Genomic DNA, 18442 nt, shown 5'->3' with positions numbered 1-18442 from the left:
GAATTTTCCCGCAATAGGAAATTTATGCCCGGCATTTTCTACCTATAGGAAATACCGCCCCGGCAGAAACCGCCCCTTAGGATGAGGACACCATGACGGTGTGCCGGCGGGTGCGGCCCAAGGTCAGACCGTAGAAACGGGCCAGCATGACAGCGTAGGCCCCCCAGCCCACGCCATAAAGGCCGACGCTGACGACATAGCTGGCGGCGATCTCCACCGGATCGGTCAGGCGGCTGAACAGGGGGGTGACGAAGGCGGGCACCACCGTCAGCAGGCTAAGTGCCGTCAGCCGCACGGACAGGCCGCGCGTGGCGATCCAACCCAGGCGGAAAGAGGCGGCACCACCCACCGCCAGCGGCACCACCCCCACCATGAGGCGGCCGAAAATGCCCATCATGATCAGCACCAGCGGCAGGGCCACCAGCACGAACAGGCCGCCCGCCACCGATTCCGGCATCTCCATGCCCAGCGCCACCAGGGCGCCATCCAGCAGACGCAAGGAGGGCAGCAGGAAGACCAGCACCGGCAGGGCACTGACCATGGCCGCCAGCATCCACCCCAGATAAGCCAGTTCCCGCCGGCCCAGGCTGGGGCTGAGGAAGCCGACACCGTCATCGGCCTGCAACACCCAACGCGCCCACCAAACCTGCATGCGGATGAAGAACCAGGCGTTGAAGGCCATGGGAATGAGATGGAAGGGCAGGACCTCCGCCTCCCACGCCTCCTCCAGCGCAGGGTCCACCGGCCGGGGGTGGGTCAGCGCCAGGATGATATAGAGCACCATCATCACCAGGGCCGGCATGCCGGCGAAACGCACGGTGCGCCCGGGATCGGACAGCACCTCGCGGAACGCGGCCGCCGCCTCGTGCCACACCATCGGCTTGCGCCGCACATCCTCCATAACCAGCCAACCCTCGACTACCGTCCCGCCGCCCGGAGAATGCCGGATCGCGCCGGTCGTGGCGAAGCGTTATGTTGCCGCGCCCCGCCTGTGGCGGCGCCTTTTCCTCAAGGTCTATCCCAATGCCCTCTTCCCCAATGCCCTCGTTGCTAACCGTCCGTGCCGAGACCTTCCCCATCCGCGGCACCTTCCGCATCTCGCGCGGCGCCAAGACCGAGGCGTACGTGGTAGTGGCGGAGGTGACGGACGGGGCGGCCACCGGCCGGGGCGAATGCGTGCCCTATGCCCGCTACGGCGAAACGGTGGCCGGCGTGGTAACGGACCTGGAAGCGCTGGCGCCCGCCGTGGCCGCTGGCCTGACCCGGACGGAGTTGCAGCGCCGGCTGCCGCCGGGGGCGGCACGCAACGCCCTGGACTGTGCCCTGTGGGATCTGGAAGCCAAGCGCACGGGCGTCCCCGCCTGGCGCCTGGCCGGTCTGGCGGCAGCTCCCAGGCCGCTCGCCACCGCCTTCACCCTGTCGGTGGACACGCCGGAAGCCATGGCCGCCGCCGCCCGCGCCGCCGCCCATTGCCCCTTGCTGAAGCTGAAGCTGACCGGCGAGGGCGACCTGGACAGGGTAGCCGCGGTTCGGGAGAACGCGCCCCATGCCCGCCTGATCGTGGATGCCAACGAGGGCTGGAGCCTGGAGCAGCTGGATCGCTACGCCCCGGCGCTGGCGGCGCTGGGGGTGGAACTGCTGGAACAGCCCTTGCCGGCCGGCCGCGACGCCGACCTGGCGGGGTATCAATGCCCCATCCCGCTGGGTGCCGATGAGTCGGTGCACGGGCTGGATAGCCTGGAGGCCCTGGTCGGCCGCTATCAGGTGGCCAACATCAAGCTGGACAAGACCGGCGGCCTGACAGAGGCGCTCGCCCTGAAGGCGGCGTGCGAAGCGGCGGGCCTGCGCGTCATGGTGGGGTGCATGGTCGCGACCTCGCTGTCCATGGCTCCCGCCCACCTGCTGGCCCAAGGCGCGGCCTTCGTCGATCTGGACGGGCCCCTGCTTCTGGCCCGCGACCGAACGCCCGGCCTTCGCTACGAGGGCGCCACCGCGAACCCGCCGGCCCCTGCCTTATGGGGATAGGGAAAGCGATGCGCACCAATGGCTTATGAGGGATACCTTCCCCTTTGGCGTCGCCCCCGCCCCTCTGTCGAACGGCCTCCCCCTGGGGGCCTACGCCCAAGGGCGCACTTCGCTTTTGGCCTAAAAGAGGATTAACTCGGGGCCTGCCAAGTAAAACGTCTGGTTGGGGCCATGTTAAATCGAATTCTGGGCCGGGAACAGGGAGAGCAGCGGGAAGAATTGGCCCGTCTGCGCGCGGAAAACGCCGCCCTGAAGGCGGAAAACGCCTTGCTGAACCGCCTGTCGGCCCCCGCCCCCCTGCTGGCGTTCGTGCAGGACGACGATCTCCGCTACGTCTGGGCCAAGGGGCCCGTGGCGGCCTTCGGCCCCGGCGTGCTGGGCCTGACCGATCTGGACATCCGCAATGGCCGCGGCAAGAGCGCGGAGGGTTTCACCACCCTGCACGCCATCAAAGGCCGCATCCTGGAAACCGGCCGGGGTGAGCGGCACATGTTCCGCCTGGAAATCCCGGGGGAGACCGAAAGCCGGCTGTACGACCTGGTGCTGGAACCCCACCGCGAGCCGGATGGCAGAATCACCGGCGTCGTCGGCCTGGGCCTGGATATCACGGTGGAAACGGCGCGCCGTGGCGCCGTGGCCTTGGCCGAGGCGCAGGCGGTGAAGGCGGAAGCGGAACGGGCCAACCGCGCCAAATCGCGCTTCCTGGCCGCCGCCAGCCACGATCTGCGCCAGCCCTTCCAGGCCATGCGCCTGTTCCTGCATCTGCTGGAAACCCGCCTGACCGACGATCCCCAGCGCGACCTGGCGACCAAGCTGACGGAGTCGCTGGATGCCACTGAGGATTTGCTGAACGCTCTCGTGCAGATCTCCGCGCTGGAGGCCGCGACCGTCACGCCCACACCCACGCGCTTCGCCCTATCAACGGTCATGGAACGGCTGGCGGGTGAATTCCGTCCGCTGGCGGCCGCCAATGGCGTCAACCTGCGCTACATCCCCACCACCGCCCAGGTCAACAGCGACCCCGTCCTGCTGGACCGCATGGTGCGCAACCTGATCGTCAACGCCGTGCGCCACACCCGCAAAGGCGGGATCCTCATCGGCTGCCGGCGGCGGGGCACGACGGTGCAGCTGCAGATATGGGACACCGGCTGCGGCATCCCGGCCGACCAGCTGCCCTTCATCTTCGATGAGTTCTACCGCGGCGAGACCGCCGCCGGCACGCCCACGGCCCAGGGCGGGCAAGCCAAACGCGACGCGCAGCACGGCCTGGGCCTGGGTCTGGCCATCGTCAAGAAGACCGCCACCCTGCTGGGCCTGACGGTCACCGTCGTCTCCACCCCCAACCGGGGGTCCGGCTTCACCATCACGCTGCCGCTGGCCGAGACGGTGCGGGCGCCGGCACCCCGCCCGGTCCTGGTGACCGAGGTGCGGCCGGCGGCGGCCGCCCCCCCCGCGACCGAACCGGTCAAGGAGCCCACCCCCGGCCCGGCCCAGCATCCGGACGTGAAGGAGCCCGGCACCGCGGAACCGCCGGTGAAGGAGCCGTCGAAGGACCAGCCGCCCAGCGGTGTGCTGGTGGCCCTGCTGGAGGATGACCCGCTGCAGTTGGCGGCGCTGGAGGCCATGGTGGAGGATTGGGGCTGCGTTCCCCTGGCGGCATCCACGCCCGAGGCGCTTTTCGAGGGGCTGGACAAGACGGACGCGATCCCGCGCCTGGTCATTTCCGACAACCGCCTACCGGGCAACCGGCGCGGTATGGATGTCATCGCCGAGATCCGCAAGCGCTATGGCGGGGATGTCGGCGGCATGCTGGTGACCGGCGACACCGATCCCCAGCTGATGGAGCAAGCCACCGCCGCCGGCGTCGTGGTGGTGCACAAGCCCATCGCCCCACCCCGCCTGCAGCGCCTGGTGGTGGATGCCCTTCAGAACGGCACCGGGCAGGACGGCACGGGCGCCGGCCAAGGCCGCGCCCCCGCCCCGCCGTCCCCCGGGATCAGTCCCGGAAGTTCTCGTATTGCAGCGGCTGCTCGATCTTGAGGCCCTTCACCAGACGGATGGCGTCCTGAAGGTCATCGATCTTCTTGCCGGTGACACGCAGCTCATCGCCCTGGATGGCGGCCTGAACCTTCATCTTGCTGTCCTTGATGGCCTTGACGATGGTCTTGGCCAGTTCCTTGTCGATGCCCTGCTTCACCTTGACCTCCTGGCGGCGGGCGTCGCCGGCGGCGCGCTGGTCGTCGCTCCAGTCCAGGCAGCCCACGTCCAGCTTGCGCCGGGTCAGGTGCACCTTCAGCATTTCCTGCATCTGGGACAGCTTGGGCGCGTCATCGGCCACGATGGTGATGACGTCGTCCTTGTGCTCGATGGTGCACTTGGCGCCCTTGAAGTCGAAGCGCTGGCCCAGTTCCCGCACCACGCCCGCCACGGCGTTGTCCACCTCGGCTTTGTCGGTCTTGGAAACGATGTCGAAGGACGGCATGGCAGTCAGGCTCCCGCATGAACGATGATGGAATGGCGCCGCGATGGCGGCGCGCCTTCCCCGGTTCTAGCACGCCCCTTTGACGGGGCACACCCCCGGGGCGGCGGCGGGGGCCATGCGGCGGCTTGGGGCCGGCCGGGGCCGTCATCCGGCCGCAACACCTGCCCATGTTTCTCGAGCCTCCCCCCAAGATTTTGTTGCGATACGGCATGGTGCGGGTCAAACATACCGCATGCGGAAAGGTCTGGGCTTTCCGGGCGCGGCGCATGCATCGCATGGTTGCGTCGCGGAACGGCACCGCACGCCAAAGCACGATTCTCAAGCAGTTCATTCGGGCGGATTTAGTCTCATGGATCGCAGGGCCATCCTCCGGCTTGCCGTCGGAATACCGTTCCTGGGCGTCGGCGGTCTTGTCCGCCCAGGACAGGCCGAGCATCTGATCAACGTGGCCGCGCGTCCCACCGCGCTGCGGGCCCCCCGGCTGGTGATGATCGATCCCGGCCACGGCGGCAAGGACCCCGGCGCCATCGGCCACGAAGGCACCTATGAGAAGGACGTGACGCTGGACCTGGCCAAGGAATTGGCCCTGCAACTGCGCAAGACCCAGGGCCTGAACGCCGGCCTGACGCGGGAAGATGATCATTTCCTGGAGTTGGGGGAGCGGGTGGACGTGGCGCGGGAGGCCAAGGCCGACCTGTTCCTGTCCATCCATGCCGACAGCGCCCCCAACGCCAACGCGCGCGGCCTGTCGGCCTATACCCTGTCGGAAAAGGCGTCGGACGCGTTTTCCCAGGCGCTGGCCGACAAGGAAAACTACGCCGACCGCCTGGGCCTGGACCTGAAGCACACCAAGCCGGTGGTGGCCGACATCCTGATGGACCTGGCCACCCGCCACACCAAGGCGGCGTCGCTGGCGGCGCGCCAAGGCATCGTGCACGGGGCGGGACGCGACCTGCGTCTATTGGAAAACCCCATGCGTTCCGCCAACTTCGTGGTGCTGAAGGCGCCGGACATCCCGTCCGTGCTGGTGGAGACCGGATTCCTGTCCAACCGCCAGGACGAGGCGCTGCTGCGCGACCCTGCCCAGCGCAGACGCATCGCCGGCATCCTCGCGCGGGAATTGGCGACGCTGCTCGCCTCCCCTACTTTCGCCTGATTTCCGCCATAGCCTGCCGCCGCGAATTTCTGAAAAACAGGGACCAGGGCACCGTTCATGACCTCCGCGACCATCATCGGCCAGCGCCGCCCCGTCACCGGCCCCCTCCTTCTGCTACTGGCGGGCATGGGCGCGCTTCTGGCCGGGTGCCAGTCCCCGGGCCGCGAATCACCGGAGCTGGCGCGCCAGCGGGCGGAGGCCGCCGCCGAGGCGCCCGCCGTGCCCGATGGCCAGATCGATGAGCAGATTCACCGGCTTTGGAAGGAAAAAAGCCCGGAGATGAACAGCCGCCTGAACGTCACGGTCGACCGGGGCGAGGTGCTGCTGACCGGCAACGCCCGCGACCCTGATATGCGGGTGGATGCGGTGCGCCTGGCCTGGCAGGCCGATGGCGTGCGCAAAGTTCTGAATGAAATCAAGATCGCGGACGAAAGCAGCCTGTCCGACAGCGCCACCGACGCCTGGATCAGCACCAAGCTGTGGGCGGCCCTGCTGCTGGACGGGCAGGTCAGGTCCAGCAACTACAGCATCGAAACCGTCAACCAGGTGGTCTACATCATGGGCGTCGCCCGTAGTGGGGTGGAGCTTGAGGCCGTGCTGCAGCACGCCCGCGAACTGCCCCGCGTCCGCCAGGTTGTGAATTATGTCCGTCGTTGAGCGTGTTGCCGTGGGTGTTGTTGGTCCTCTGGGTCGTTTCCTGGCTCTTTCTGTCCTGGCCGTGACGCTGGCCCTGACGCCGGGGGCGCCGGCCGGTGCCCAGCCCATTCCCGGGCTGGCCGGCAACCAGACGCTGCCCGACGCCCAGGCCATGGCCAATCGCCAGTTCGTCCAGGCGATGGAGTCCATCAAGAAGGCCGACCAGAGCTATGATTTGCAGGAGCAGACCAAGCTGCTGCTGCAGGCGGACAAGCTCCTGTCCAACATCCTGGTGCAAAGCCCGGAAAGCCCCCTGGCGGTGCAGCTGTCCACCAATCAGTTCGTGGGCGACTTCGACTACAATGACTTCAAGTCCCGCATCCGCAGCCTGGCCTGTAACGATGCCCAGTCCACGGGCTGCTTCCTCTACCGTATCGAAGGGCTGATCCAGCCGGTGGACTATCCCATCACCGCCCCGCGCTGGGATTGGCTGTCGCTGGCGGTCGCCCATTACCACCTGGGCGACAAGGAACGCACCAAGCAGATCATCGCCCCCTTCATCGCCGCCTTCCGCCGCGCCCCGCCGGTGACGGACACCGGCCGTGACCTGTTCCTGGGCCGCGCCCTGTCGCTGACGGGCGAGGTGGACATGGCCTTGGACATCACCCGGCGCATCAACGACTGCTCCACCCGCATCTACAACCTGACCGACATCAGCCAGGCGCTGATCTGGAAGGGGGACAAGGGCCAGGCGGGCAAGCTGGTGGAAGAGGCGGCGGAATATGCCCAAGCCAACAACTGCGCCTGGGAACTGGGCCTGGTGGCCGAAGGCTTCTACAAGGCCGGCAACGAGGCCCGCGCCCACACCATGTTCCTGAACACGGTGGAGGAGCAGTTCAGCCGCTTCAAGGACCGCAAGGGCAATTGCTGCGCGCCGGAGCTGGCGGTGGCCGCCGGCGACCTGGGCGACCCCAACCTGGCGCTGGGCCTCTTGCGCACCGTGCAGCAGGAAAGCCCCTGGACCATCCCCGCCGTGCTGGGCCGCCTGGGCGCTCGCGGCGAGATGCAGCTGGCCACCACCTATGCCGAACAGGTTCAGGACACCGACATCAAAGCGGAAACCTTCGTCCAGCTGATGGCCGACGCGCTGAAGACCGGCGACCGCAAGCAGGCGGAGGCCCTGTCCGGCCGCATCGACAAGCTGCTGTCCGCCGGGACCGACCCCAAGCCCCTGATCCTGGCCCAACGGGCCCGCGCCGACAAACTGCTGTTCAAGGACCAGCGCTGGCGCAACACCTACCTGGCCGGCCTGTCGGCGGCGGAACGCAGCAACAGCGGCGACACCCAGCGCAAGGACATCGCCGTGCCCATGCTGGCGGCACTGGTGGAGATCGAGACCGGCACGCCAATGCTGCAGTAACGAAAAAGCCCCCGGAGCACCGCCCCGGGGGCTTTTCCTTAAGCCCACCTCACCCGGCCGTGCGCCGCGCCTCATAGGCCCGCAGATGGGTGGTGGCCAGGGTCAGCAGGGGCAGGTCCAGGCCCAGCTCCCGGCCCCGGCGCAGCATGTCGCCGACGATATGCTCACCCTCCGTGGGGCCGCCCTTCTCGATGTCGCGCATCATCGAGGCGGACAGGCTGCTGTCCTCCTTGGTCAGGTGATAACGGGATTCGGCATCGCGCTCGGCACTGGGCGGATGGCCGGCGGCGGTGGCGACACGAGTGCACTCCTCCAGCAGGCCGGTGATGAAGGCCAGGCCATCCGGCGCCTTAAGGATGGCGCCGATGGGGGCCCGCATCAGGGTGGTGCTGCCCGCCAGCGTGGCCAGGAAATAGAACTTCTCCCACATGTCGTGGACGATGTCCGGGCTGTTGACCACGGTGATGGGGCACTTGGCGTAGGCCTGGGCCAGCGCCTCGGCCAGGGGCGCCTGGACCGGTTGGCGAGCGCCGAAGGTCAGGCGATTGAAGGCGTGCAGGTGGCGGATGGTGCCGTCCGGATCCATGGTGATGGTCAGGTGGCACAGGCCGCCCATCACCCGCTCCGCCCCGAAGGCGGCGTCCAGCCGGTCCAGGTGGTTCAGGCCGTTCAGCACCGGCAGGATGCGCGTCTCCGGCCCCACGGCCGGGCGTATGGTCTCGATGGCCGCGTCCAGGTCGTATGCCTTGCACGACAGCAGCACCAGGTCGAAAGGCTTGCTGACGCGGGTCACCGCCTGCACCGGGCTGATGATGTTGCCCTGGGGGCTGACCACCACCAGGCCGTTTTCCATCAGCTGGGCATGCCGCTTGGGCCGCACCAGGAAGGTGACGTTCTCCCCCGCCTGCATCAGGTGGCCGCCGTAGAAACCGCCGGTGGCACCGGCGCCCAGAACCAGGACACGCATGGTCATCGCTATCATCCCTTCTCGTTCCCCGGCCATCGCCAGGCCTAGTCCTTTTCCGCCAACCAGCCGGCCGCCTTCAGGCGAGGCAGGGCAGTGCGGCTGACCGGCACCACCGTTCCGTCGCTGAGGCGCAATTGCGCCGCCTGGCCACGCACCGTGGCCTCCGCCACCGCCGCGCGCGCCACCCAGAAGGAGCGGTGGACCTGCATCCCCAGCCCTTCCCCCAGTTCGGCGATGGCGTCGCGCAGGCGCATCAGCACAAGCTCGGCCCCGCGATCGGTGTGGATCCGCAGATAGTGGTCCTCCGCCTCCAGCGCCAGAAGCCGTGCGTCGCAAAGACGCGGGCAAGCGCGGGCCAGAAAGGCCGCCGCCACGTCGGGGTCCGGTTCCGGCGCCACCGCAGGCGCCACCGCAGCCAGTGGGAATGCGACCGGCTCGGGCGCCGGTGCCGTGGCCAGGGGCGCCAGCGGGTCCCGGCGGCCCAGGATGACGGCGAAGACCATGCTGGTCACGATCACCTGCGGCCAGGTGCGCCAGAAGTGCAAGGCGCCGAGGGGAACCTTGGCGCACAGGCTGAACAGCAGGATGATCCACAGCGTGGCGGGCAGCGAGGCGATCAGCGCCGACAGCGCGCGCCGCTGCCAGGCGGGCCAGGCGGCCGCGATGGGCCAGCGGCGCAAGCCCGCATGGGCCGTCCGCGCCATGGCCGCGATGCCCAAGGCCGACGCGCACCAGAAGACCACGCGCGACACGCTGTCCATGGACAGGAAGGTGCCGTAGGGCCCGAACATCGCCAGCACCAGGGACAGCGCCACGACGCCGCCCCAACTGCGCACCCAGTCGGGCAGGTCGAAGGCGACGATGCCGGCAAGGCTGCCCGGCGGCCGCTTGTCCGCGACCCCGGCGTCCGCCCCCTGCTGCACCCCGCGTTCCGCCGTCAAGACCGGCCTCATCCGTTCGCGCTTCGTGAACGGCCTTTACCAGCCACTCACGAAATCCGTCAAGCGGACCGCGAAGGGAGCGTTGCCGGGGAAGGGCAGTCCGAGTGAAGGCTAGGCCCATCAATCACTTGGAACACGCCGCCTGGCGCAACATCCCGGAGCCCGCCCCGTCATGGAAATCCTCTCCCGCATCATCAGCCACACCCCCACCTGGATCTTCGCGCTGTTCGCCTTCCTGGTGTTCATGGGGGCGCGGCGCCTGCGGACCACGGTGCAGCAGACCGGCCGCGTCTGGCTGATCCCCGGCGTCTTCATCATCTGGGGCCTGTATGGCCTGGTCACCCGCCCCGGCCCCCTGGGCCCGGTGCTGCTGGACTGGGCCGTAGGCGCCGTCATCGGCCTGGGCCTGGCCAGCCTGACCACCGTCCGGGTGGAGGTGGACCGCGAGCGCGGGCTGGTGCGCCAGCCGGGCAGCTGGGTGCCCCTGGTCCGCAACCTCTTCCTGTTCGGGTCCCACTACGTCCTGAACGTCCTGGCCGCCGCGCGCCCCGACCTGCATGACACCGCCACCGCCCTGGACATCGGCGTGTCGGGCTTCAGCGTCGGCTACTTCGCCGGATGGTCCTGGGGCTTCATCCAGTGCTACCGCCGCGCGCCGGAGGTGGTGCTCGCCGCCAGCTGACGGGCGACCCCAAAACAAAAGCGGCAGGAGGCCTCCCCTCCCGCCGCTTTCGGTTTTTCCAACAGCGGGCCTGAGCCTCACCCCACACTCTTCCCCGTGCAGCTGGCGTACAGGGTTTCCACCACCTGGCGGCTGACGTCGCGGGTGATGAAGACGATGCGGCTGCGGTGGTCGTCGCTGGGCCAGGCGTCCAGCTGCACCGGGGGGTGGAACAGGTGCTGGACGCCGTGGATGACGATGGGCTGGTCGCTCTCCACCACGTTCAGCACACCCTTCACCCGCAGCACGTCGGGGCCGCGCAGGCGGGCCAGCGTCTCCAGGAAGCCCACCAGCTCATCCCACACCAGGGGCTGGGTGAAGGTCAGGCAGAAGGCGCCGATGGCCTCGTCATGGCGGTTGGGGTCGTGATCATGGTCCTCATGCTCGCAATGGCCGTGATCGTGGTCGCAGTCGGCATGGTCATGGCCGTCGTGATCGTGATCATGACCGTGGTGATGGTGATCATGATGGTGCCCGTGGTCGTCATAGGCCTCCGCGCGCAGCCAGCGCTGCACGTCCAGGCTCTTGGTCTCCGGATTATAGAGGCCGGCGTCGAACAGCAGCACGGGCAGCGCCTCGTCCGTCTGGGCGTCCACCACCAAGGCGGCGGGGTTCAGCTCCTTCAGCCGGTGCTTCAGATAATCCACCGCCTCCGGTGTCGCGATGTCGGTCTTGGTCAGCACCAGCCGGTCGGCCACCGCCGCCTGCTTCAGGCTTTCCTCCTGCGCGTCCAGCTGCCCCATGCCGTGGACGGCGTCCACCGTGGTCACCACGCCGTCCAGGCGGAAGCGGGCCGCCACCAGCGGGTCGGTCATCAGGGTGTGCAGGATGGGCGCCGGGTCGGCCAGGCCGGTGGTCTCGATCACCACGCGGTCGAACTCCGGCACCTCGTCGCGCAGGCGGCGCAGGTACAGGTCACGCAGGGTGTCGGCCAGGTCGCTGCGGATGGTGCAGCAGATGCAGCCCGAATCCATCAGCACGGTGTTCTCGTCCGCCTTGGCCACCAGCAGGTGGTCCAGCCCGACCTCGCCGAACTCATTGATGATGACGGCGGTGCGGGCCATGCGCGGGTCGCGGATGATGCGGGACAGCAGCGTGGTCTTGCCGCTGCCCAGGAAACCGGTCAGGACGGAGATGGGCAGGCGGGCGGCTGAGACAGCGGTCACGGCAGGCGTTCCTTGAAGGTCATCGTTGGATCAGGCGGCGATGGTCAGGCCGCCGCTTGGCAGGCCGGGCAAAGGCCGAGGACCTCCACCGTCTGGCGCACGGCGTGGAACCCACGGGCGGCGGCGCCGTTGGTGATGGCGTCGGTCACGGCAGGGTCGTTCAGCTCGGTGGCGTCGCCGCAGCGCTCGCACACCAGGAACTGGCCGGCATGGCTCTGGCCCGGCTCGGGGCAGCCGACATAGGCGTTCAGCGATTCGATGCGGTGGACCAAGCCCTGTTCCACCAGGAAGTCCAGGGCGCGATAGACGGTCAGCGGCGCCACGCGTTTGCCGTCTACCGCCATCTCTTCCAGGATGGCATAGGCGCCCCGCGGCTTGTGGCTGGACCACACCAGTTCCAGCACCCGCTCGCGCAGGGTGGTCAGGCGGGCGCCGCGCGCCTCGCACAGGCTGTGCGCCCGGGTCAGGGCGTCGCCGACGCAGGCCTTGTGGTCATGGGCCTTATGGTCATGACCCTGGGACACTTCGCCACCATGGACATGCGGGCTAGGGCTTTGGGTAGCCACCGGCATTGTTGCTAGCCTTTCTCGAACTGCCATTTCAGGCGAACCATAGCACGGAAGGAAGGGTGTCCGGTTCTTCCGCGTAAACCAAATCATGTTACCGTTCGTATCGGCCCAGAGAACTCGTATCGGCAGAGAATATGGCACCCGGCTGGGCCGAAGCCAGGGCACCACCGCATCGAAGGGAAGCGCGATGCCACATGACACCCTTGCTCCGATCGTCGCCGGACGCGCTCGCCGCGCCGGCGTGGCGTTGGCCCGCGCGGCGCTGATTATTGGCGCCACCTTGATATGGGGCGGCCCACCGGCCCGCGCCAGCACCGCGACACCGCCCGAGCGGGAGGACGCCCCGGCGGCGATGCCGTCGACCCCCGGCACGACGGTGGAACGGTCGCTGGACTTCAGCGCCCATTACGGCCGCGACACGCCCCTGGGCCACCACCGCGTCACGGTGGCCAAGGCGGCCAACGGCGACACGGTCGTGGATGTCGATATCCGTTTCGAGGCCAAGCTGCTGATGATCACGGCCTACCGCTATCATCATGTCAGCCATGAGGTGTGGCATGAAGGCCGTCTCGCCGCGCTGGAGAGCAGCACCGACGACAACGGCGAGAAGGACTGGGTGAAGGGCCATGCGGTGGAAGACGGGTTCGCGGTCGAAAGCTCGCACGGGGCGGTGACGGCGCCGGCCGACATCATCCCCACCAGTTATTGGAACCCGGCCATACTGACGGCGTCGCGCCTGCTGGACACCATCCGGGGCGTGGTCATGGACGTGAAGGTGGAACGCCAGGGGCAGGAGATGATCCGCGCCGACGACGCCACCGTGGCCGCCACGCACTATAGCCTGGGCTTCATCACCAACCCGCCGCCCGCCACCAGCCGGGTGGACTTCTGGTACGACGATTCCGGCCACTGGCTGAAGCTGGCCTTCCATGCCAGGGGGCACGACGTCGCCTATGCCCTGCAGGGACCGTCCAACACCAGCGCGCTGGTCGCCTCCCCCTCAGGGACGGAAGCAGGCCCGCCCGCCCCCGAACGGCGGGACTGACCAGGGACCGAAAGCGCTTGCCCGCCCCCGCCACCCGTCGCTAAATGCCGGGCCATGAGCACGGACACCGCCGCCATGGCCCCGCCCCCCGCCTCTTCTTCCGCTGGCCCCTTGGCCATCGTCCGCACCCCTGCGGACCTGCGCGCCCGCGTCGCCGCCTGGCGCAAAGAGGGGCTGCGAGTCGGCCTGGTGCCCACCATGGGCGCCCTGCATGAGGGGCACCTGACCCTGGTCAAACGCGCGCGCGAACTGGCCGACCGCGTGGTCGCCAGCGTGTTCGTGAACCCCACCCAGTTCGGGCCCAATGAGGACTTCAGCCGCTATCCCCGGGATGAGGCGGGTGACGCCCGCCTGCTGGCCGGCGCCGGCTGCGACCTGCTGTACGCGCCGGGGGTGGAGGCCATCTATCCGCCCGGCTTCACCACCACGGTGGATGTCGGGCCGGTGGCCGTGCCGCTGGAGGGCCACTTCCGCCCCGGCCATTTCCAGGGCGTGGCCACGGTGGTGACCAAGCTGCTGTTGCAGGCCCTGCCTGACGTCGCCTGCTTCGGGCAGAAGGACTACCAGCAGCTGGCCGTCATCCGCCGCCTGGCGGCCGACCTCGACATCCCGGTGCGCATCGAGGGCGTGCCCACGGTGCGCGAGGCCGACGGCTTGGCCCTGTCGTCCCGCAACCGCTATCTCTCGGCGGAGGAACGGCAGCAGGCCATTGCCATCAGCCGTGTCCTGAACCAGTTGCGCGACACCTTGGGTGATGGCAGCCGGCCCGTGGCCCCGGCCATCACCCAGGCGACGGAAACACTGACGGCCGCCGGCTTCACCCGCATCGATTATGTGGCGGTGGTTGACGCCGGGACGCTGGCGCCGCTGGAGCGGGTGGACCGCCCCGCCCGCGCCCTTGTCGCCGCCTTCCTGGGCCGCACCCGCCTGATCGACAACCTGGCGCTGGGGCCGGACACTCCCTGATCGCCCTTTTAAGGCGACAAGCGGCTGGTGGAGGTCGTGACCCAGCCCTGGTCGCGCATGCACGCCAGCACGGCGTCGTGGGCCCGGCCCACGTGCCAGTCGGAAATGGGATAGCCCCGGCCCGAGTCCAGGTCCGCCAGGCGCTCAGGGTCGTTGGCCGCGACGCAGGCGCGCAGGGTCTCAGGAAAATGCTGTTCCTTTTCCCGCACCAGGGCCTGCTGTTGCGCCAGCGAGGGGTGGTCGCGGGTCAGCAGGGCCATGTCCACGTTCCAGCGCCGGTCACCCGTGTAGGCGCATGCGGCCAGCGCCAGGCACATCCCCATCATCACCAGCCGCCGCATCGCCATCCCCTCACACCGCCGCGATATAGCCCATCGCCAGCAGCCACACCGTGGCCAGCAACAGGGATAGCACGGTCATGGGCACGCCGCAGCGGGCATGGTCGCGGAAGCCCAGGGTCACGCCCACCGCCGCCGCCCGCTCCACGGTGATGATGTTGGCCAGGCTGCCGGGCAGCAACAGGTTGCCGGCCAGGGTGGAGAACAGGGCCAGGGCGTACAGCGCCCCCTCCGGCGGGTGGGCCCACACCTTCATCAACAGCACCACCGCCGGCACGTTGCCGATGCTGTTGCTGGCCAGGACAGAGAAGGCGCCCAGGAAGGGCAGCCGGTCCAGCGCCAGGCCAGACGCCGCCAGCTGATCCACCAGCTGGCCGGGAAGCCCGGTGTCGGCCAGGGCGCCCGTCAGGATGAACAGGCCGGCGAACAGGGCCAGCAGGTGCCAGTCGACCAGGCCCAGCATGTCACGGCTGGCGAAGCGGCGGCTGACCAGCATGCAGCCGGCAATGCCCAGCACCGCGACGTCGCGGGGAAAGGGCGTGGTGAAGGCCACCAGCAAGACCACGACCCCGATCAATCCCTTGGACAGCTGCCAGGCCCGGGGCGCGTCCGGGGGTCCTTCTTTACGATCTACAAGGGCCTGGGCCTGGCCGTCCGACAGGCGCCCCCGCCACACCCGCGCCACCACCCAATAGACGATGACCAGCGACAGGAAGGCGGGCACGCCGCAGGCGAACAGGAAGCGCCAGAATCCCAGGTGGCCTAGCTGGCCGATGAGGATGTTCTGCGGGTTGCCGATGACAGTGGCGGCGGACCCGGCGTTGGCGGCCCCCGCCAGGGCGATGAGATAGGGCCGCGCGTCCAGCCCTCGCGCCCGCAGGCCTGCGCACAGCAGCGGCGTCATGGCGAAGACCACCACGTCGTTGGCCAGCAGGGCGGACAGGCCGCCCGCCACCACCACCACGGCGGCCAGCAGCGCCTCGGGCCTCCACGGCACGTTGGCCAGGCGCCACGCGCACCAGTCGTAGAAGCCCGACAGCGCGAACTGCGCCGACAGGATCATGAGCCCCAGCAGGATGAACAGGGTGGGGAAGTCGATGGCCTTGATGGCCGCCCCCTCGGTCACCGCGCCCGCCACCAGCAGTACGATGGCCCCCAGCATGGCGATGCCGGTGCGGTCCACTTTCAGCCGGGGCAGGTGGCCTATGGCCATGCCCAGGTAGACGACGGCGAAGGTGACGATGATCAGCAGAGTCATGGGGCGAAGCGCTACAGCGCGGGCGCCCGAGCGGCAAGCGGGAAATAGGCCTAAGGAATCAGGCAGATGTGTTTAGGCCGCAGCCTCGGCGCCCTTCTTGGGCGTGGCCAGCGCCGCCATGTCCACCTGCATGCCCTCGCGCGCGGCGAAGCACTGCGGCCATTCCTGCTGCGCCTCGGCCTCGATGGCCTTCATGCGGACATCGTCATGGTCGGGATCATGGTGGAACAGGCACAGGCGGCCCACGCCGGCAGCCTGGGCCAGGCGCACGCCTTCGCGCCACGTTGAATGGCCCCAGCCCCGGCGGCCGGCGAATTCCTCATCGGTATAGGAACAGTCGTATGCCACCAGGTCAGCGCCCTGGATCAGGCCCAGGACGTTGGCATCCATGCGGTCGGGGTCGTGCTCGGTATCGGTGACGTAGCAGAAGCTGCGCCCGTCATAGTCGATGCGATAGCCGGTGCCGCCGCCCGGGTGATTCAGGCGGGCGGTGTGGACGGTGATGCCGTCGCCCAGATCCAGGGTGGCGCCGGGGCGGAAATCCTCGAACACCAGCGAGGCGCGCAGTTTCTGCAGCGGCACGGGAAACAGGCAGGAATCCATGGGCTTTTCCATGACGGACTGGATGCAGTGCGCACCCTGGCAGTGGCCCGCCATCACCCGCATGGAAAAGTCAGTGTTGTAGCACGGCTCGAAAAACGGGAAGCCGTTGATGTGGTCTATATGGGTGTGGGTCAGCAGCAACGTGACATCGTTGATGCCGCGTGCGCGCAGGCTCTTGCCCAGCGACCGCAGGCCGGTGCCGGCATCCAGTACGAGCGTCCGGTCGCCCGCTGTCACCTCGATACAGCTGGTGTTGCCACCATACTCAAGATGACTGGCCATCGGACAGGGGACAGTCCCGCGGACGCCCCAGAAGGTAACGGTGAAACCCATAAACCAAAGCCCCGAATTCCATCGCGGCCAAGCTAACCCGTCCTTGAACACCGGTCTGTGACGTCTCGCACAGGAAGGGACGCGCTTGGGCACAAGTGCACAGGGATTGTCAAGTGATGTTCGCCCCGCGAACGCACAACCACACTTTAAGGGGTACCCTTTCCAGCGGGAAAGCCCCCTTGAAATTCAGGCCCTCATCACCGTTTCACCGGCGGCGGGGACGCAGGCGATGGTCCAGCCGCTCATCATCCAGGCCGGCCGGCTCTTGATGGATGGTAACCTCGGCATTGGGAAAGGCAGCGCGCAGGGATGATTCGATCTCATCCGTGATGTCATGCGCCTCTGTCAGCGTCAGATGGCTGTCCAGCTCCAGGTGGAACTCGATGTGCTGGCCCAAGCCGGTGGAGCGCGTGCGCAGATCATGCAGGCCGCGCGACGCCGGATGGGCGTTCACCAGATCGGCAACCCGGGTGCGGTCGACGTCGGGCAGTTCACGGTCCATCAGCACGTCCAGCGCCGTGCGCGAGATGCCGACCGCGCCCCAGACGAGGAAGGCGGCGATGCCCAGGCCGAACAGGGGGTCCCAGAAGGCCTGGCCCGTCCAGCGGCCCAGCAGCAGCGAGACCATGACGGCGGCGTTCAGCAGCATGTCGCCGCTGTAGTGCAGGCTGTCCGCGCCAATGGCCAGCGAGGCCGTGCGGCGGATGACCCAGCGCTGGAACAGCACCAGCACGAAGGTGAGCGCGATGGCGGCGGCCATGACCCACAGGCCCACGCTGATGTCGCCCACCGGCCTGGGTTCGAACAGCCGGCTCAGCGATTCGTATCCCAGGAACAGGGCCGATCCGACAATGAAGGCGGACTGGAAGAGGGCCGCCAGCGGTTCCGCCTTGCCATGGCCGAAACGGAAGGCGGAATCCGGTGGCTTCAGGGCCCGGGCCACGCTGATGAGGGTGATGACGGAGGCCAGCGCGTCCACGCTACTGTCGATCAGCGAGGACAGGATGCTGACGGAATTGGTGGCCAGATAGGCGCCGAACTTGCCGGCGATGAGGATGGCGGCCACGGTGACGCTGGCATAGGTGGCGCCGCGGCGCCACCGTCCGTCCGCATCGCCCTCCCCCGCACCGTCGGGCGATTCAGCTTGCACCTTGGCCGTCACATTCATGGGTAGAGGCGTTCCGTCGTCCAGCCCTTGTCCTCAGCATCCCGAGTATAGACCAAGCGGTCGTGCAGGCGGAACTCCCGATCCTGCCAGAACTCCATCCGCACCGGGGTGACCCGGTAGCCGGACCAGTGCGGCGGGCGGGGAATGTCGCCCTCGCCGAAGCGCGCCGTCTCTTCCGCCACGCGGCGTTCCAGGGTCGCCCGGCTGTCCAGCGGCTGCGACTGCGCCGACGCCCAGGCGCCGATCTGGCTGCCGCGCGGCCGCACGCGGTAATAGTCGTCGGCCTCCTGAGCCGTCACCGGGCTGACGCGGCCGTCCACCCGCACCTGGCGGCGCAGGCTTTTCCAGTGGAAGCACAGGCCGGCAACGGGATGCGCGGCCAGTTCGCGGCCCTTGCGGCTGAGGGTGTTGGTGTAGAAGACGAAGCCGCCGTCATCCAGGCCCTTCAGCAGCACGATGCGCACCGCCGGGATGCCGTCGGCGCCGATGGTGGCCAGCGACATGGCGTTGGGGTCGTTGGGTTCGGTCCGCGATGCCTCGTCCAGCCAGGACTGGAAAAGCGTGTAAGGATCGGGTGCGACAACAAAATCCATGGTGGTAATCCGTGTCATAGATATGCCGGAATTGCCGCCTACCATACGCCACACT

Annotated in this window: 19 protein-coding genes; 8 read left to right on the top strand and 11 right to left on the bottom strand. The window is 68.4% G+C overall.

The genetic code is table 11. The annotated features are described in order from the left end of the window. Window positions 1-76 precede the first annotated feature (76 nt). Complete coding sequence (locus tag FBZ88_RS18375; RefSeq protein ID WP_145618630.1) at window positions 77-892, bottom strand: hypothetical protein; 816 nt, start codon at window positions 890-892, stop codon at window positions 77-79. 146 nt (window positions 893-1038) lie between these two features. Between FBZ88_RS18375 and dgcA the strand changes: the two genes are divergently transcribed. Both dgcA and FBZ88_RS18365 read left to right on the top strand, forming a co-directional pair. After that, window positions 1039-2025, top strand: coding sequence for an N-acetyl-D-Glu racemase DgcA (dgcA, locus tag FBZ88_RS18370; protein WP_145618629.1), 987 nt, complete (start codon window positions 1039-1041; stop codon window positions 2023-2025). A gap of 171 nt (window positions 2026-2196) precedes the next feature. Beyond that, window positions 2197-4065, top strand: a complete 1869-nt coding sequence (locus FBZ88_RS18365) for an ATP-binding response regulator (RefSeq protein ID WP_145618628.1) — start codon at window positions 2197-2199, stop codon at window positions 4063-4065. Here the strand turns inward: FBZ88_RS18365 and FBZ88_RS18360 are convergent. Continuing rightward, window positions 4022-4507, bottom strand: coding sequence for a YajQ family cyclic di-GMP-binding protein (locus FBZ88_RS18360; RefSeq protein ID WP_145618627.1), 486 nt, complete (start codon window positions 4505-4507; stop codon window positions 4022-4024). The genes FBZ88_RS18365 and FBZ88_RS18360 overlap by 44 nt on opposite strands. A 349-nt stretch (window positions 4508-4856) precedes the next feature. On the opposite strand from FBZ88_RS18360, the gene FBZ88_RS18355 reads away from it, so the two are divergent. From FBZ88_RS18355 to FBZ88_RS18345, 3 genes are read left to right on the top strand one after another with little or no spacing between them, the layout of a single operon-like run. Beyond that, the gene (locus FBZ88_RS18355) at window positions 4857-5663 is read left to right on the top strand and encodes an N-acetylmuramoyl-L-alanine amidase family protein (RefSeq protein ID WP_145618626.1); all 807 of its coding nucleotides are present in this window, start codon (window positions 4857-4859) and stop codon (window positions 5661-5663) included. A gap of 57 nt (window positions 5664-5720) precedes the next feature. Continuing rightward, a complete protein-coding gene (locus tag FBZ88_RS18350) occupies window positions 5721-6320 on the top strand; it encodes a BON domain-containing protein (protein ID WP_145618625.1) in 600 nt (199 codons plus the stop codon). Next, on the top strand, window positions 6307-7719 hold the full coding sequence (locus tag FBZ88_RS18345) for a hypothetical protein (RefSeq protein WP_246138733.1): 1413 nt from the start codon (window positions 6307-6309) through the stop codon (window positions 7717-7719). Before FBZ88_RS18350 ends, FBZ88_RS18345 begins: the two co-directional genes overlap by 14 nt. Window positions 7720-7768: 49 nt before the next feature. Here FBZ88_RS18345 and panE read toward each other — a convergent pair whose 3' ends face one another. Together panE and FBZ88_RS18335 are read right to left on the bottom strand one after the other, a co-directional pair. Further along, entirely contained in the window at window positions 7769-8692 is a 924-nt protein-coding gene (gene panE, locus FBZ88_RS18340; protein WP_246138732.1) for a 2-dehydropantoate 2-reductase, read from the bottom strand. Window positions 8693-8730: 38 nt separating this feature from the next. After that, window positions 8731-9627 (bottom strand): LytTR family DNA-binding domain-containing protein, encoded by an 897-nt coding sequence (locus FBZ88_RS18335; protein WP_211102715.1) that lies wholly within the window; start codon window positions 9625-9627, stop codon window positions 8731-8733. 172 nt (window positions 9628-9799) lie between these two features. Here FBZ88_RS18335 and FBZ88_RS18330 point away from each other — a divergent pair, with 172 nt between their 5' ends. Further along, complete coding sequence (locus FBZ88_RS18330) at window positions 9800-10309, top strand: DUF6622 family protein (RefSeq protein ID WP_145618624.1); 510 nt, start codon at window positions 9800-9802, stop codon at window positions 10307-10309. Window positions 10310-10386: 77 nt separating this feature from the next. Here FBZ88_RS18330 and FBZ88_RS18325 read toward each other — a convergent pair whose 3' ends face one another. Both FBZ88_RS18325 and FBZ88_RS18320 read right to left on the bottom strand, forming a co-directional pair. Then, window positions 10387-11514 carry a CobW family GTP-binding protein gene (locus FBZ88_RS18325; RefSeq protein WP_145618623.1) on the bottom strand — a complete coding sequence of 376 codons (1128 nt, stop codon included), beginning with the start codon at window positions 11512-11514 and terminating at the stop codon, window positions 10387-10389. Between the two features lie 44 nt (window positions 11515-11558). Then, window positions 11559-12038: a Fur family transcriptional regulator gene (locus FBZ88_RS18320; RefSeq protein ID WP_246138731.1), complete on the bottom strand. Its 480-nt coding sequence runs from the start codon at window positions 12036-12038 to the stop codon at window positions 11559-11561. A gap of 232 nt (window positions 12039-12270) precedes the next feature. Here FBZ88_RS18320 and FBZ88_RS18315 point away from each other — a divergent pair, with 232 nt between their 5' ends. Beyond that, window positions 12271-13128 (top strand): DUF6134 family protein, encoded by an 858-nt coding sequence (locus FBZ88_RS18315; RefSeq protein ID WP_145618621.1) that lies wholly within the window; start codon window positions 12271-12273, stop codon window positions 13126-13128. Between the two features lie 75 nt (window positions 13129-13203). Further along, complete coding sequence (gene panC, locus FBZ88_RS18310) at window positions 13204-14094, top strand: pantoate--beta-alanine ligase (protein WP_145618666.1); 891 nt, start codon at window positions 13204-13206, stop codon at window positions 14092-14094. A gap of 8 nt (window positions 14095-14102) precedes the next feature. Here panC and FBZ88_RS18305 read toward each other — a convergent pair whose 3' ends face one another. The 5 genes from FBZ88_RS18305 to pdxH all read right to left on the bottom strand — a co-directional run bounded on the left by FBZ88_RS18305 (window position 14103) and on the right by pdxH (window position 18387). Beyond that, complete coding sequence (locus tag FBZ88_RS18305) at window positions 14103-14435, bottom strand: hypothetical protein (protein WP_145618620.1); 333 nt, start codon at window positions 14433-14435, stop codon at window positions 14103-14105. Window positions 14436-14445: 10 nt separating this feature from the next. Continuing rightward, on the bottom strand, window positions 14446-15690 hold the full coding sequence (locus FBZ88_RS18300; protein WP_145618619.1) for an ArsB/NhaD family transporter: 1245 nt from the start codon (window positions 15688-15690) through the stop codon (window positions 14446-14448). A gap of 72 nt (window positions 15691-15762) precedes the next feature. Beyond that, window positions 15763-16626 carry an MBL fold metallo-hydrolase gene (locus tag FBZ88_RS18295; RefSeq protein WP_145618618.1) on the bottom strand — a complete coding sequence of 288 codons (864 nt, stop codon included), beginning with the start codon at window positions 16624-16626 and terminating at the stop codon, window positions 15763-15765. Window positions 16627-16831: 205 nt separating this feature from the next. After that, window positions 16832-17794, bottom strand: coding sequence for a cation diffusion facilitator family transporter (locus FBZ88_RS18290; RefSeq protein WP_145618617.1), 963 nt, complete (start codon window positions 17792-17794; stop codon window positions 16832-16834). Beyond that, a complete protein-coding gene (gene pdxH / locus FBZ88_RS18285) occupies window positions 17791-18387 on the bottom strand; it encodes a pyridoxamine 5'-phosphate oxidase (RefSeq protein WP_145618616.1) in 597 nt (198 codons plus the stop codon). The genes FBZ88_RS18290 and pdxH overlap by 4 nt, the downstream gene beginning before the upstream one ends. Window positions 18388-18442 lie beyond the last annotated feature (55 nt).

This window comes from Nitrospirillum bahiense (genome assembly GCF_007828025.1).
In the GTDB taxonomy this organism is placed as follows: Bacteria; Pseudomonadota; Alphaproteobacteria; order Azospirillales; family Azospirillaceae; genus Nitrospirillum; species Nitrospirillum amazonense.
The sequence above is the reverse complement of the archived record's forward strand: the minus strand, read 5'-3'. Positions and strand labels throughout refer to the sequence as shown.

Bases quoted from the DNA above. Each gene is read 5' to 3' on its own strand.
- FBZ88_RS18345 (WP_246138733.1), top strand. From the start codon at position 6,307: ATGTCCGTCGTTGAGCGTGTTGCCGTGGGTGTTGTTGGTCCTCTGGGT.
- FBZ88_RS18315 (WP_145618621.1), top strand. From the start codon at position 12,271: ATGCCACATGACACCCTTGCTCCGATCGTCGCCGGACGCGCTCGCCGC.
- FBZ88_RS18330 (WP_145618624.1), top strand. From the start codon at position 9,800: ATGGAAATCCTCTCCCGCATCATCAGCCACACCCCCACCTGGATCTTC.
- pdxH (WP_145618616.1), bottom strand. From the start codon at position 18,387: ATGGATTTTGTTGTCGCACCCGATCCTTACACGCTTTTCCAGTCCTGG.
- FBZ88_RS18290 (WP_145618617.1), bottom strand. From the start codon at position 17,794: ATGAATGTGACGGCCAAGGTGCAAGCTGAATCGCCCGACGGTGCGGGG.
- panE (WP_246138732.1), bottom strand. From the start codon at position 8,692: ATGACCATGCGTGTCCTGGTTCTGGGCGCCGGTGCCACCGGCGGTTTC.
- FBZ88_RS18365 (WP_145618628.1), top strand. From the start codon at position 2,197: ATGTTAAATCGAATTCTGGGCCGGGAACAGGGAGAGCAGCGGGAAGAA.
- FBZ88_RS18305 (WP_145618620.1), bottom strand. From the start codon at position 14,435: ATGCGGCGGCTGGTGATGATGGGGATGTGCCTGGCGCTGGCCGCATGC.
- FBZ88_RS18300 (WP_145618619.1), bottom strand. From the start codon at position 15,690: ATGACTCTGCTGATCATCGTCACCTTCGCCGTCGTCTACCTGGGCATG.
- FBZ88_RS18355 (WP_145618626.1), top strand. From the start codon at position 4,857: ATGGATCGCAGGGCCATCCTCCGGCTTGCCGTCGGAATACCGTTCCTG.
- FBZ88_RS18360 (WP_145618627.1), bottom strand. From the start codon at position 4,507: ATGCCGTCCTTCGACATCGTTTCCAAGACCGACAAAGCCGAGGTGGAC.
- FBZ88_RS18295 (WP_145618618.1), bottom strand. From the start codon at position 16,626: ATGGGTTTCACCGTTACCTTCTGGGGCGTCCGCGGGACTGTCCCCTGT.
- panC (WP_145618666.1), top strand. From the start codon at position 13,204: ATGGCCCCGCCCCCCGCCTCTTCTTCCGCTGGCCCCTTGGCCATCGTC.
- FBZ88_RS18350 (WP_145618625.1), top strand. From the start codon at position 5,721: ATGACCTCCGCGACCATCATCGGCCAGCGCCGCCCCGTCACCGGCCCC.
- dgcA (WP_145618629.1), top strand. From the start codon at position 1,039: ATGCCCTCGTTGCTAACCGTCCGTGCCGAGACCTTCCCCATCCGCGGC.